This window comes from Micromonospora musae (genome assembly GCF_003626635.1).
Lineage (GTDB): Bacteria > Actinomycetota > Actinomycetes > Mycobacteriales > Micromonosporaceae > Micromonospora > Micromonospora musae.
On the sequence record NZ_RAZT01000006.1, the window covers coordinates 78,722 to 91,833 of the forward strand.

The 13,112-nt window shown below is 69.7% G+C and carries 17 protein-coding genes; 7 read left to right on the top strand and 10 right to left on the bottom strand.

Annotated elements, in window-relative coordinates:
- Positions 1-43: 43 nt before the first annotated feature.
- Positions 44-340, bottom strand: coding sequence for a LysR family transcriptional regulator (locus tag D7044_RS33275; protein WP_120675763.1), 297 nt, complete (start codon positions 338-340; stop codon positions 44-46).
- A gap of 1 nt (position 341) precedes the next feature.
- Entirely contained in the window at positions 342-854 is a 513-nt protein-coding gene (locus D7044_RS13000; protein WP_120688988.1) for a CGNR zinc finger domain-containing protein, read from the bottom strand.
- A gap of 109 nt (positions 855-963) precedes the next feature.
- On the opposite strand from D7044_RS13000, the gene D7044_RS13005 reads away from it, so the two are divergent.
- Both D7044_RS13005 and D7044_RS13010 read left to right on the top strand, forming a co-directional pair.
- Entirely contained in the window at positions 964-1,641 is a 678-nt protein-coding gene (locus tag D7044_RS13005) for a type 1 glutamine amidotransferase domain-containing protein (RefSeq protein ID WP_120675759.1), read from the top strand.
- A 175-nt stretch (positions 1,642-1,816) separates the two neighbouring features.
- Positions 1,817-3,085, top strand: a complete 1,269-nt coding sequence (locus D7044_RS13010) for an Nramp family divalent metal transporter (protein WP_120688989.1) — start codon at positions 1,817-1,819, stop codon at positions 3,083-3,085.
- Between the two features lie 131 nt (positions 3,086-3,216).
- On the opposite strand, the gene D7044_RS13015 is transcribed toward D7044_RS13010, so the two are convergent.
- A complete protein-coding gene (locus D7044_RS13015; protein WP_120675755.1) occupies positions 3,217-4,542 on the bottom strand; it encodes a radical SAM protein in 1,326 nt (441 codons plus the stop codon).
- A gap of 145 nt (positions 4,543-4,687) precedes the next feature.
- On the bottom strand, positions 4,688-5,092 hold the full coding sequence (gene sodN / locus D7044_RS13020; protein ID WP_120675753.1) for a superoxide dismutase, Ni: 405 nt from the start codon (positions 5,090-5,092) through the stop codon (positions 4,688-4,690).
- A gap of 224 nt (positions 5,093-5,316) precedes the next feature.
- Here sodN and D7044_RS13025 point away from each other — a divergent pair, with 224 nt between their 5' ends.
- Together D7044_RS13025 and D7044_RS13030 are read left to right on the top strand one after the other, a co-directional pair.
- The gene (locus D7044_RS13025) at positions 5,317-6,198 is read left to right on the top strand and encodes an NAD(P)-dependent oxidoreductase (protein WP_120688990.1); all 882 of its coding nucleotides are present in this window, start codon (positions 5,317-5,319) and stop codon (positions 6,196-6,198) included.
- Between the two features lie 94 nt (positions 6,199-6,292).
- Entirely contained in the window at positions 6,293-7,177 is an 885-nt protein-coding gene (locus D7044_RS13030) for a ribokinase (protein WP_120688991.1), read from the top strand.
- Between the two features lie 147 nt (positions 7,178-7,324).
- Here D7044_RS13030 and D7044_RS13035 read toward each other — a convergent pair whose 3' ends face one another.
- Both D7044_RS13035 and D7044_RS13040 read right to left on the bottom strand, forming a co-directional pair.
- Positions 7,325-7,612, bottom strand: a complete 288-nt coding sequence (locus D7044_RS13035; RefSeq protein ID WP_120688992.1) for a winged helix-turn-helix domain-containing protein — start codon at positions 7,610-7,612, stop codon at positions 7,325-7,327.
- Complete coding sequence (locus tag D7044_RS13040) at positions 7,609-8,073, bottom strand: hypothetical protein (protein WP_120689249.1); 465 nt, start codon at positions 8,071-8,073, stop codon at positions 7,609-7,611. The genes D7044_RS13035 and D7044_RS13040 overlap by 4 nt, the downstream gene beginning before the upstream one ends.
- A gap of 95 nt (positions 8,074-8,168) precedes the next feature.
- Here D7044_RS13040 and D7044_RS13045 point away from each other — a divergent pair, with 95 nt between their 5' ends.
- A complete protein-coding gene (locus D7044_RS13045) occupies positions 8,169-8,639 on the top strand; it encodes an SRPBCC family protein (protein ID WP_120675743.1) in 471 nt (156 codons plus the stop codon).
- 107 nt (positions 8,640-8,746) lie between these two features.
- On the opposite strand, the gene D7044_RS13050 is transcribed toward D7044_RS13045, so the two are convergent.
- Positions 8,747-9,628, bottom strand: coding sequence for a helix-turn-helix domain-containing protein (locus D7044_RS13050; protein ID WP_120688993.1), 882 nt, complete (start codon positions 9,626-9,628; stop codon positions 8,747-8,749).
- A gap of 149 nt (positions 9,629-9,777) precedes the next feature.
- On the opposite strand from D7044_RS13050, the gene D7044_RS13055 reads away from it, so the two are divergent.
- Together D7044_RS13055 and D7044_RS13060 are read left to right on the top strand one after the other, a co-directional pair.
- Entirely contained in the window at positions 9,778-10,731 is a 954-nt protein-coding gene (locus tag D7044_RS13055) for an aldo/keto reductase (RefSeq protein WP_120675739.1), read from the top strand.
- A 119-nt stretch (positions 10,732-10,850) separates the two neighbouring features.
- Positions 10,851-11,270, top strand: a complete 420-nt coding sequence (locus D7044_RS13060) for a hypothetical protein (RefSeq protein WP_120688994.1) — start codon at positions 10,851-10,853, stop codon at positions 11,268-11,270.
- Here D7044_RS13060 and D7044_RS13065 read toward each other — a convergent pair.
- The 3 genes from D7044_RS13065 to D7044_RS13075 all read right to left on the bottom strand — a co-directional run bounded on the left by D7044_RS13065 (position 11,267) and on the right by D7044_RS13075 (position 12,883).
- Entirely contained in the window at positions 11,267-11,719 is a 453-nt protein-coding gene (locus D7044_RS13065) for a GNAT family N-acetyltransferase (RefSeq protein ID WP_120675735.1), read from the bottom strand. The genes D7044_RS13060 and D7044_RS13065 overlap by 4 nt on opposite strands.
- Positions 11,720-11,822: 103 nt before the next feature.
- Complete coding sequence (locus tag D7044_RS13070) at positions 11,823-12,116, bottom strand: transcriptional regulator (RefSeq protein WP_120676697.1); 294 nt, start codon at positions 12,114-12,116, stop codon at positions 11,823-11,825.
- 68 nt (positions 12,117-12,184) lie between these two features.
- A complete protein-coding gene (locus D7044_RS13075; RefSeq protein WP_120675733.1) occupies positions 12,185-12,883 on the bottom strand; it encodes a hypothetical protein in 699 nt (232 codons plus the stop codon).
- Positions 12,884-13,112 lie beyond the last annotated feature (229 nt).

A 13,112-nucleotide genomic window follows, 5' to 3' on the forward strand; every position in this document is an offset into this window, starting at 1 on the left:
GGCATTGCCCGTCGTCGGCGAGCGGCGGCTCTCCGAGCAATCGTCAGCGCGGGGTTGTCGACGGTTGCGGGCACGCGGCCGGACACGGTTGACGCGCGGCGTCGCGAACGGCCTCGGCGGCGGCGAGTGCCGCGCGAGCACTGTCCAGAGTGGCGTGTCCGGTCTTCGTCAGCTCCACGTAGTGCCTACTGCGTTCGAACAGTGGAAGGCCGAGTTCGCGTTCGAGCGCCTGCACCGTACGGGAGACCGCGGACTGGGCGACGCGCAGGCGGGTGGCGGCCCGGGAGAAGCTGCGCTCCTCGGCCACCGCCACGAAGGCGTGCAGGTGGCGCAGCTCCACGTCAGGCCACCTTCCGTCGGTTGCGGTAGGCGCGCATGGACGCCTGCGAGGAGCAGGTGGGGCTGCAGTAGAGGGCGGACGTGTTGCGGGTCTTGTCGAAGAAGCCCCGGTGGCAGTTGTCGTTCTTGCACACCTTCACCCGCGTCCAGGCCCCGCGGTAGGCGAGGTCGGTGGCCGCGCCGAGCACCTGGGCGAAGCGGCCGAACGCGCCGTCGTGTGCCGGCACGAGCGAAGATGTGTCCGCCCCGATCACCGCAACCAGCGGATAGCGCGCCGCCACCTGACGTAGGTGGCTCTCGGCGGCCTCCACCTCGGTCGGATCCAGCGAGCAGCCGGAGTGTTCGCGCAGCAGCACGATCAGGCTGGCGCGCAGCTCGGAGGCGGCGGCGACATCCGAAGCGGCTCCGGCAGGGGTCGCCCCGGAATCGCCGAGCCACTCGTCGAGCGACCCGGAGTTCACGAACGCGAGCAGCAGGTCGCTCGCCTCGCAGACCACGGGCGGGCAGTTCTCCATGTAACGATCGTAGCGCGTACGGCTCTAACCCTGATGCCCAGAAAGCATAACAACGTGAGGTTCTAAGTTCGTAAGGTGACAACGTCAATCGGCGTAAGGAGTTGATCCCATGTCATCTGTTCTGATCGTTCTGTCCGGTGCCCGCTTCTGGACGCAGAAGGACGGCAGCCAGCGTCCCACCGGCTTCTGGGCCGAGGAGTTCATCACCCCGCACCGGATTCTCACCGAGGCCGGCGTGCAGGTCACCATCGCAACCCCGGGCGGTCGCGTGCCGGTCGCCGACGCGGTCAGCCTGACCGACGAGAGCGAGAAGACCTACCTGGCAGGCCTTCGTGACGTGCTCGGGTCGCCGCTACGGCTCGAAGACGTGGATCCGGCCGACTACGACGCCGTGCTGGTCCCCGGCGGACACGGCCCGATGCAGGATCTCGCCGTGGATCCCGACATCGCACGCATTCTGGAGGCGATGCTGCCCGACGAGAGCAAGGCCGTCGCCGCGCTCTGTCACGGGCTGGCCGCGTTCCTGCCCGCCGGGAACGAGGACGGCAGTTGGCTGTTCCGCGGCCGTCGGATGACCTCGTTCACCGACGCCGAGGAGGACCAGGTCGGGCTGGCGGCGAACGCTCCCTGGTTGCTGGAGTCCCGGCTGCGCGCCGCCGGCGCGGTGTTCGACGGCGGGCCGGCGTTCGGCTCCTACGTCGTGGTCGACGGCAACCTGATCACGGGGCAGAACCCGCAGTCGGCTGCGGCCGCGGGCGAGGCGCTGCTCAAGGCGATCACGGCGTAGCCGGCCGGTCGGGCCGCCGGGTACCCGAGGTGTGCTGTCGCCGGAGCTTGCCGGCTCCGGCGACAGCCGCCGCGTCGGTGATCCTGGCCCGCCCGGGCCGCCCGGTGGCATCAACGGGTCACTTCCCCGGGAAGGAGAACGACGCTCGTTCCCCGTCGTTCTCGGGAGGTGTCTGGTGGTCACGAACGAGGTAGCCGCGCGGCCCGCGTCGCCACTGCAGATCGCCCGCGCCCGAGGCCGGATCCGGGGCCGGTTGATCCTCCTGGGACCGGCGTTCGTGGCCGCTGTCGCCTACGTCGACCCGGGCAACTTCGCGACCAACTCCACCGCCGGCGCCCGCTACGGCTATCTGCTGGTCTGGGTGGTCGTGGTGGCGAATCTGATGGCCATGCTGGTGCAGACGCTGACCGCCAAACTGGGCTTGGCCACCGGGCGCAGCCTGCCCGAATTGTGCCGGGAGCGGCTTCCTCGTCCGGTGAACCGGCTGATGTGGGGCCAGGCGGAGCTGGTCGCGATGGCCACCGACCTCGCCGAAGTGATCGGCGGCGCGGTCGCGCTGTACCTGTTGTTCGGCATCCCGCTGCTGCCCGGCGGGTTGATCATCGGCGCCGCCGCCTTCGCGGTGCTCGCGCTGCGCTCCCGGGGCTTCCGCACCTTCGAGATCACCATCGCCGTGCTGCTCGGCGTCATCGTCCTCGTCTTCGCCGCCAGTCTGCTCGCCGCCGGCTCCGACCCCGGCTCGACGGTGGCCGGCCTGGTCCCCCGCCTGCAGGGCACCGACAGCATCCTGCTCGCCGCCGGCATCCTCGGCGCCACGGTGATGCCGCACGTCATCTACGTGCACTCCGCTCTCACCGGCAACCGCATCCCCGCCACCAACGACGCCGAACGCAAGACCCTGTTCCGCGGTCAGCGCACCGACGTGCTGCTGGCGCTGGCCGCCGCGGGGACGGTGAACCTCGCGATGCTGCTCATCGCGGCCGTCAGCTTCCACGGCACCGCCACCCCCGACACCGACAGCTTGGAGGGGGTGCACGCGGGGCTCGGCCAGACCGTCGGCACCGCGGCGGCGTTCGGCTTCGCGGTCGCCCTCCTGGTCTCCGGGCTCGCCTCCACCAGCGTCGGCACCTACGCCGGCGAGATCATCATGCAGGGTTTCCTGCGCCGCCGGATCCCCCTGCTGCTGCGCCGGCTGATCACCCTCGTTCCGGCCGTGGTCATCCTCGCCATCGGCCTGGACCCGACCCAGGCGCTGGTGCTCTCCCAGGTCGTGCTGAGCTTCGGCATCCCCTTCGCGCTGATCCCCGTGGTGGCGTTCACCCGGCGCCGCGACCTGATGGGCAACCTCGTCAACCACCCGCTCACCACCGCCGCCGCGGCGGTGATCGCCGCCCTGGTCATCGCGCTCAACACGTTCCTGCTCTGGCAGGTCGTCGGCGGCTGACCGGCGCGGGCCGGGAGCTGCCCACGTCGGCCGCGGAGCTGCCCGCAGCGGCGAGGGTACGCGCCGCGGTGCCCGGCCGGTTCAGTCCGGTCGGGCACCGCGGCGTTCGGGACGGGAATGCCCGAGCCCGCTCAGCCGTGAGTCGCGGCCTCGGAGTCAGCGGGCAGGCTGTCCATGAACGAGCTGACCGAGAAGACCGCCCGGCCGGGGCCGGCGGGGCCGTACCCGGGCGGGCTGGTCAGGCCGTTGGCCTCCATGGTCGCGCGGTAGACCTCCAGGAGACGGATGTGGTATTCGAGCGGCGCGCCCTGCGGGTTGGCCCGGCCGAGCGGGGTGGTCGGCTCCGGGCACCAGGTGGTGAAGCGCGGGGTGATCCCGCGGGACATGAAGTACTGCAGGCCCTCGGCCGTCGAGTCGATCGCCTCGTCGACGCTGGTGAAGCCGTGCGGGGCGGCCATCTCGACGCCGGCGACGAAGTTCGGGATGACGTTGCGGGAACCGAAGACCTCGGCGGAGTCGAGGATGCGCCGGTGCCACTCCTCGCGGCCGACGTACCGCTCCTTGCCGGGGCAATAGAGCTCGAAGAGCCGCTTGTCCCACACCTCGTAGTTCGGGTGGTAGATCCGGATGCCGTAGTCGTGGAAGCGCTGCACGTCCGCCCGGGGCAGGGCCTGGGCGACGACCTTGCCGATCCACCGGCCGGGGAACCGCTCCTCGATCGCCTGTGCGTAGCGGCCGTAGAAGTCGGCCTCGGCCAGCCCGTCGACCTTCGAGGTGATGCTGCCGCCGGTGAGCGTGTAGGCGTGTGAGGTACGGGCGGTGTCGTACTTGTCGATGATGGCGAGCGCTTCGAGGACCTCGTCGACGGGCTTGACGCCGGTGTACGGGCGGCCCGCCTGCTTGTGCTGGCGCCAGTTGTGGTTGATGTCGCAGTACTGGCACTCCTCCTTGGCGCCGAAGTACTGGCAGACCCGGAACGCGGTCAGGTAGATGAGGTAGCCCCACTGGATCGTGGGTGCGACCTCCATCACCGACTTGCCGTTGCTGAGGGTGTGCCGGTAGTACTCCGGCATCGGAGGCAGGCCCACCTCGGCGATCGCCCGTCCGTCCAGGAAGAGCATGAGCCGGCCGTCGTCGTCGGGCTTGACCCGGTACGGCGAGTCGGGGTTGGTGCGGACCGACACCACCGTGCGGCGAAGGTCGTACGGTCCGCCGGTGAGCACGATCTCCTCCGGCGGCCGGCGCAGCGCGGCGGCGCCCAGTTCGGGCAGCGTGCGGTGGTCGAACGAGAAGATGAAGTACGACTTCGGCTTGACGTCGCCGTTCTCGTTGTCGGTGAGCGCCGAGTCGTCGAAGGCCAGGCCACCGCGGAGCAGGTCTTCCTTGATGACCGCTTCGCGCGGCACGTGCGGGAATCGGCCCATGAGATCTTCGATGAGATCGGTACGAGATTGCATGGGCCACTCCTGAGGGTTGTGCGAAGGGCTTCGTCGGTGGGGCGTGGTCGGTGGGGTCCTGACTGTTTGAGCCTACTTCCGCCGGAAGCCTGCGGTTTCGGGCACCCAGGGTTGCCCGGCCGGCAACCCTGGGGCTGCCGAGAAATCAGCTCTGCTTCGTCTCCCAGAAAATCTTCGAGATCTGCTCGATCTTGGCGAGGAGCTGATCCGCGACGGCCGGGTCCGCGGAGCCCTTCGCGCCGCCGGCGCCGGCCAGCTTGGTGGCCTCGTTGAACAGCGTGTGCAGCTCGGGGTACTTCTCGAAGTGCGGCGGCTTGAAGTAGTCGGTCCAGAGCACCCAGAGGTGGTGCTTGACCAGCTCGGCCCGCTGCTCCTTGATGATGAGAGCCCGGGTGCGGAACTCCGCGTCGTCGTTGGCCTGGTACTTCTCGCAGACGGCCTTGATCGACTCGGCCTCGATCCGAGCCTGAGCCGGGTCGTACACCCCGCAGGGAAGATCACAGTGTGCGCTCACGACGGTGCGTGGACGCAGAAGGCGCGCCAGTCGCATGAGGTTCCTTCCGTTGACGGTGTTGTCTCTTCGGATCATCGGCCCTGAACCGCTCCTTGATCCACATCGCGACGCTAGAGCCTGAACCTCACTTCATGTCAAGCGCGGTCGCGCAGCCGTCGGCCCCGGGGACGTCCGTCACCAATCGTGGAACCACCGGAGCATGATCCGTAGGGTTACCGCAGCCACCCGGAGCAGCACGAGAGCCAGGAGCGTGACCAGCAATGAAGATCGGATTCGTCGGGCTCGGGGCGATGGGCAGCGCGATGGCGAGCAACCTGCTCGCCGCCGGTCACCCGGTCCACGTCTGGAACCGATCGCCGGAGCCGGTGCGGGAGTTGACCGACCGCGGCGCCACCGCCGCCACCGACCTGACCGAGATCTTCGCCTGCGACGTGGTGCTGAGCGCGCTCAGCGACGACGACGCGGTGACCCGACTCCTCCTCGACGAGGACCTGCTGGCCGTCGCCCCGGCCGGCGCCGTGCACGTGAACACCGCCACCATCAGCACCGAACTGGCGGCCCGCGCCCATCGGCGCTACACGGAGCTGGGCCTGCGTTACGTGGCCGCGCCGGTGCTCGGCAACAGCGAGGTGGCCCGCGCCGGAAACCTGACCGTGCTGGTGGCCGGCGACGCCGCAGCGACCACCGTCGTACAGCCCCTCATCGACGTGATCGGCCGTCGCACGTGGACGATCGGCGACCAACCGCCGCACGCCAACCTGCTCAAGATCCAGGTCAACTACCTGATCGCCTGCTCCATCGGAGCGATGGCCGAGGCGACCACCGTCACCGAGGCCGCGAAGCTCGACCCCACGCTGCTGATCGACATCATCAGCGACCAACTGTTCACCGGCGTGGTCTACCCGACCTACGGCCGGAAGATCGCCGCCCGCGACTACGAGCCGGTCGCGTTCAAGCTGGCGCTCGGACACAAGGACATGAACCTCGCCCTCGACACCGCGCAGGCGCACGGAGTGCCGCTGCCGCTGGGCGCGGTGCTGCGCGACGCGTACATCGACGCCATGGCGCACGGACAGTCCGAGCAGCACTGGCTCGCGGTCACCGAGACCGTGCGACGTCGCGCCGGCCTCGACCACGAATGAGCGACCGGACCGCAGGACCGTCCGCCGCGCCGCGGCTGCCGGCCGGCGCGGCGCGCCGACCCACCCGGTCGAGGGCGTACCGGCGGACGCCTCGATGACCGACGAGCGTGACGCCGTCGGCGGTTTCGACGTCACCTTCGTCGGCCGGGCCACCATCGACCTGACGGTCCGGGTGTCGCACCGCGCCCTCCCGGGACGCGCCGCCTTCGGCTCGCCGCTGACCGCGAGCCCCGGCGGCAAGAGCCTCAACCAGGCCATCACCGTCGCCCAGCGCGGCGGACGCGTCCGCCTGGTTGCGAACGTCGGCGCGGACCCCTGGGGTCACCAGATCCGGGCCGCGCTCACCGATGTGGGCGTCGACACCCGCCACCTCACGCTGATCCCGGCCGTGACCACCGGCGCGGCAGTCATCGAGGTAACCCCGGACGGCGAGAGCTACATCACCCTCGCCCTTTCACCCGCGACCGAGCTCACCACACCCGACGTCGAGCGCGTCACCACTCTCGACAGCCGCGTCGTCGTCGTCCAGCTCGACCTGCCTCCCGAACCGGTGACGGCGCTCCTGCGGCGGCGGCCCGCACCGACCGTCATCGGCAACCTCGTACCCCACGCCGATCTCGAACCCACCCTGCTGCGGCACCTCGACGTCCTCGTGGTCAACCAGCACGAAGCCGCCGTCATCCTGCGTACCGTCGGCGGTGAGCCGCGCGAAGCGGCCAAGGCTCTGCAGCGCCTCGGGCCACCCACGGTCGTCGTCACCGCCGGCCCGCACGGCGCCGCCTACGCCCACCCGCACGGGTCCGCAGCGGTTCCCGCGCCCACCATGCCGGTCGTCGACACCACCGGAGCCGGCGATGCCTTCCTCGGATCCCTCGCCCTCGACCTCTCGCGGGACATCCCACTACCGGAAGCCGTCCGCACCGCCGTGCAGGTCGGCTCCCGAGCCGTCGGACGGCGCGGCGCGAACACCGCGACGTGACCTCGCCGGCGCGGGTTTCCCGCCGCCATTCCCGGTGCCCGCAACACCAAGCAGGTCAGGGGACGGCCGGGGGCTCCTGCCCGTGCCGAGCCAAGCGCCCACCGGGCGTACCTGGTCTCCGGGCCGTCGGTCGGCGGGCCGGTAGCGCTACGCGTCGCCGATCAGCGCCCGTAAGGCCGCGCAGTGATTCTGGTAAGCGGTCTGTCCGGCGCGGGTTATCCGGTAGGTGGTGCTGCCTCCGCGGCCGTAGCCGGTCTTGGTCGAGCTGACGTAGCCGGCGGCCTCCAAGGTGGACATCTGCCGCGAGAGGTCGGAGTCGCTGATCTGCAGGTGGTCCTTCAGGAACCGGAACGTCACGGTGGGCGCGTTGGCCAGGACGGCCATCGCCGCCAGACGCTTCGGCACGTGGATGACCGGATCCAGCCCGTCGATCACCGCAGGCGCGACCGGGTTCTGGCGGCGGCCCGGGCGTAGCGCCGCTCGTAAGCGCTCAGCCCGATTGTCACGAGGACGAAGGCCGTCCCGGCGGCCGCCGGGACGCCGATCAGCCACCAGACGAGCCCGACGAGCAGAGCGAGCACGGGCAGCGCGGCCAGGAACTCGCGCCAGACCTGGGCGATCTCGGTGGGTGGTGTTCCGGTGCCCGGCATCGGAAGCGCCCTGTGCCGGCGCCGCATCCAGACGACGAAGAGGATCTCGACGGCGAGCAGGGCGGCGAGCGACCCCAGGAACAGGCCGGCGCTCTCGCGCCACCAGGTGAAGGTGCCGACCATGGCAGCAGACCAGGCGCCGACGGCGGGCGCGTACCACCACGGTGTGGGCGGGTAGGTGGTGTAAGGGGCAGCGGCGCTGCGCTCGGCCGTTCTGAGCGCCCCCTCCAGGTCAATACTTTCCATCACGGAAACTTATGCGATAACTTTCCACATCCGCAAGTACGGGTTTGACCCGCAGCCGCGCCGCGTCGCACCGGTCGTTCCCGTAGATTGCCCATGTGCCGCTGATCGACCTCACCACCGTCGTCCGGGCACCGGTGGAACAGGTCTTCGACCTGTCGCTGGACGTGAACGCACACACCGCTTCGATGTCCTCGGCCGGCGAGGAGGCGGTGGCCGGCATCCTGTCCGGCCGGATGTCCCGGGGAGACTCGGTCACCTGGGTCGCCCGACACTTCGGCATCCGCTGGCGGATGACGTCCAGAATCACCGCCTACGACCGTCCGCACCGGTTCGTCGACGAGCAGGTCGCCGGCCCGTTCCGCCGTTGGCGCCACGAGCACGTCTTCGTGTCGGATGCGGCGAACGGAACCACGATCATGCGGGACGTCATCGACTTCGCCGCCCCGCTCGGCGTACTCGGGTGGCTGGTCAGCAAGGTCCTGCTGCACCGGTACCTGCGTCGACTCATCGAGGACCGTAACGCCTACCTCGTACGTGCTCTCGCCGGCAACCCGGCACGGAACTGACCGAATCCCGGTCCTCACGCACTCGGAAGCGCCTGCGGACCAGTGCCCGTGTCTACGGGTCTACTTCAACCGAACCCGCACCACGGATCGGGTGCACGGCAAACCACTCAGGGCAAGTTCTCGTTGCGGTATCCATGGTTCATCGACGGAGCGGGGTCTGCTGCACGCTCTGCGCTGACAGCGATGCTGCCGAGCAGGGCGAGCGCCTGCGCCGAGGCTGTGCCGGGTTCGGCGTGGTAGATCACGAGAACCTGGTTGTCGGTCCCGGCGACAATCAGCTTCTCCCGGTGCAGGTCGAGGTCACCGACCTCAGGATGATGCAGGCGGGTCCGGCTGCCGGTGCGGCGGACGATGTCCTGCCGGACCCAGAGCCGTCTGAAGCGTTCGCTTCTGTTGGAGAGCTCACCCACGAGCGCCACCATGCGAGGGTCGGCCGCTTCAGTGCCCATGACCGCGCGCAGTTGACCCACGGCGGCAGCGGTGGCCTGCTCCCAGTCGTCGTGCAGTTCCCGGTCGTGTGGGTCGAGGAACGCGGCGGCCAGTCGGTTGATTCCCGCACGCATGTTCGGCGACAGAGCTTGCGCCAGTTGGTTCGCGGCGAGCACCGTCAGATAGCGGTCCTCGACGAACGCGGGCATCGGTAGCGCGTCGAGCAGGCGGAGCGTGCCTTCGGGGACCTTTTCGAGGCGGGCGTGCGGGCCCCGCTTGGTGCGGGCCCGGGTGAGGGCGTACAGAAATGTCGTCTCGTCCGCGTCGAGCTGCAGAACCCGGGCGAGGGCGTCGAGCACCTGGGCGGATGGGGTACGGTCGCGTCCTTGCTCCAGGCGCAGGTAGTAGTCGGTGCTAATGCCGGCGAGCATCGCGACCTCCTCGCGACGCAATCCCGGGGTGCGGCGGTATCCGGTCGTTGCGACGCCGGCGTCCTCGGGCCGCAACCGTTCGCGTCGCGCACGTAGGAACTCGCCGAGGGCGTTCGTCCGTTCCTCCATGGCCCAACAGTAGGACGGCTGCCGCACTCGGTGACTGTCCCTGATTATCCCAGGAAATCGGGGACCTGTTTGAGCAGATAAAGAGGGGCGATTCTGGATCAGTCAACCTCACATGCGGTTGTGCGGATCTCCGGAATGGGATGAACAATATGAAAAGGGTAGAGCTCGGCGGCCTCAGCGTCTCCGCAGAAGGGCTGGGCTGCATGGGGATGAGTTCCGTCTACGGCGCAGCCGACTGGGACGAATCCATCGCGACCATCCGGCGGGCTCTGGACCTCGGCGTCACGCTGATCGACACGGCCGCCGCCTACGGCATCGGTCACAACGAGGTACTCGTCGGGCGAGCGATTGCCGGCCGACGCGACGAGGTGCAACTGGCCACCAAGTTCGGCATGGACTTCACCACCGCCCGCGGCAAGGTCGTCATCAGGAACGAACCCGCCGCGATCAAAGCCGCCGCCGACGCCTCGCTGCTGAGGCTGGGCACCGACTACATCGATCTGTTCTACCTTCACCGAGTGAACCCGCAGGTACCCTTCGAGGACTCGATCGGCGCCCTCACCGAACTCGTCGAGGAGGGCAAGGTCCGTCATATCGGCCTCTCCGAAGTCACCGGAGAGCAGTTGCGCGCCGCGCACGCGGTCCACCCGATCGCGGCCGTGCAGAGCGAGTATTCGCTCTGGACACGCGATCCGGAGACGGTCGTGGCGGAGGCGGCCCGCGCGCTGGGAGTCGGTCTCGTCGCCTACTCTCCGCTGGGCCGAGGTTTCCTCACCGGCACAGTCGACCCTGCTCGACTCGCTCCGACTGACGGGCGCCGCCGCCTCGCCCGATTCACCGACGAGGCAGCCACAGCCAACCAGGCCATCGCCGACGGGGTCAGGCGGATCGCGGAGGGCAAGGGCGCCACGTCGGGTCAGGTGGCCATCGCCTGGGTCGCCTCGCGAAGCGGGACGCTGGGCATCCCGGTGGTGCCGATCCCCGGCACCAAGCGGGTGCCGTGGGTGGAACAGAACGCGGCCGCCCTGCAGGTGCAGCTGACAGCGGACGACATGGCAGCCCTCGACGAGTTGGCCGGTCAGGTCGTGGGTGCCCGCTACTAGCGCGCGCACGCACGCCCGAGGCCGTGGCCGACCACGACGGCGGCGCGTGAACCTGCCGCCCGGCAGTCGCGAAGGTCGCGGGCACGCGAGCCCTGCCGAGCGGGTCTAATATCCGCTCCATGACGATCAGCGCAGTCGATGCGACTGCTCTCCCGGGCCGTTCCGGCCGGGCCTTGGCGCGCGTGCAGTTCACCCTGGCCGCCGTCTACGTCATTGCCATCGGTGTCGCGCTCGGTCGGGCCGCCTCCTTCTCCGGTCACCTCTACCTGCCTCATCAGGGCGACGAGTTCACCGGTAGCGCTGACCTCTGGCCCGGCCTCTGGGCGCCGACGGCGCTAGTGATGATCGTCGTGATCGGCGTAGCGCCGTGGGCCGCCGCAGCGGCGTCACTCGTTGCCGGCACCCGGCTCCTGACGGCCGGGATGCGGGCCTCCGCGCACGGCCGAAGTCTCATCGTCGGCACGGTTCTCGCCGCCCTCGTTGCCGTTTCCTCGTTGACGCCGCAGGTCAAGGCGTTGCTCGGCTGGCTCCTCGACTAGTCCGGCGGTCGCTGTAGAAGCTGTCGGGACGACTCGAAGCCCAACCGTTCGTACACCGGCACTGCCTTGCGACCGGAACGGACCGTCACGCGAAGGGACCCGAGGCGAGTCGCGTGCGCCGATGCAGCGTCCACGAGCGCGGAGCCGATTCCCCGGCCTCGTTGATCCGGCATGACGAAGACGCTCTGAATGTCGGCGGAGAGCCGACTCGTCGCGCCGGGTCTCGGGACGCGCGGGACGAGCGCGACCCAGGCCATGCCGACGGCCTCCGGCCGGTGGAGTCGAGCGACGAACGCCAGGTGCGAATCCTGGTGGGTGGCCCACCACTGCGCCAGCTCCGCTGCGAATGCGGCGACGGACAGCTGTGGTGGCTCCTCGGAGTGGGTGTCCAACCACAGCAGCCGGGCCAAGTCTGCGACGTCGTCCGCATTCGCCTGGCTTATTTCCACGAGGCGAGTCTGGCACGGTCACGGGATGGCGCATCAACCGGCGACACCTGCGCCCCCACGACGAGCAGGGCCCTCCTTCGCCGACGGTCACCCCTGTGAAGCGTCACCCGGATTCCCCTGTCTCGGCGGCGTCGACCCGCGCGATGAGCTGCTTCAGGCGCCCGATCTCTTCGGCGAGCGCGGTGTTGCCGGCTGCGGTGAGCGTGATCCAGGTACGGCCGCGCCGCCCGGCGTACCCCTTCTCGACCTCGACCAGGCCGGCGGTCTCCAGCACGGTCAGGTGCTGGGAGAGGTTGCCGGCGGTCAGCTCCAGCTGGCCGCGCAGGTAGCCGAACTCGACCCGGCGGGCCTCGTGGGCGATGGTGAGGATGCCCAGCCGGACCCGCTGGTGCACCATGTCGTCGAGGCCGGTGGCGGGATGGGGGGACTCGGCGTCGTCCGGCTCGGAGGTGTTGGCGGGGCCGTTCACCGGGGGCGTCGCAGTCGTTGCGCCAGCGCGAACCCTACGCTGCCGAGCAGCAGCAGGCCGCCGTTGATGGCCAGCTGCGGGGCGAACGCCCAGTTCGGGCCCCAGCCGACCCCCCAGCCGAAGTTGATCGGCGCCAGCACGACCGCCAGGTAACCGAGGGTGAATACCAGTAGCTCGACGCGCCGCTCCAGCCAGGCCAGCATGAGCAGGGCCAAGCCGATCACGCCGGTGGGGTCGAGTAGCCGGAACAGGAGCTGGACGGAGGCGGGTGGGGCGTCGGGGTAGTACGGGTGGTCGAGGATGCTCCACACCGCGGTGGCGGCGGCGGAGAGCACGACGAGCCCGACACCGGTGAGCACGTACGGCAGCACGCGGGTGCCCAGTCCGCGGGCCCGGGCGATCCGCAGGTAGCCGCCGGCGATCACCACGTACGCGAGCAGCAGCGCCGCCCACCAGTAGAACTGCGCGGCCTGGAACCAGGCCTTGCACACCTCGCCGGTCGCCGTCGTCTGGCAATCGCTGAGGACCGGTTGGGCGAACCGGTACACCGGGATCGCCCCGAACGTCACCAGGGCCAACACCAGCAGCGGCAACCACGTCGCCTGTTGGGCGAGACGAACTCGGCGCGCGAGGGCGCGCGCATCAGCGAGGAGCCGGCGGGGGTCGCCGCCCGCAGGTACCGAATCAGCAGTCATGCCAATAGGTTTCCATAGCAAACCTGTTGGCGCTAGTAGTTTCTTGCTCTTCCGGTGGCAAGTGCTGAGGCGACCGCGTCCCGCATCGGGTGATAACGGGCTGAACCTGCGCAAGCGTCAGGCGGTCGAGATGAAGATCGCGGCGCTGGAGCGTCGGCTGACAAGGCTCCGGGCGTCCCGGCGAGGCACCTCGCCACTTTGCGCATCCTTCGGATCTCGCCCGGCGCAC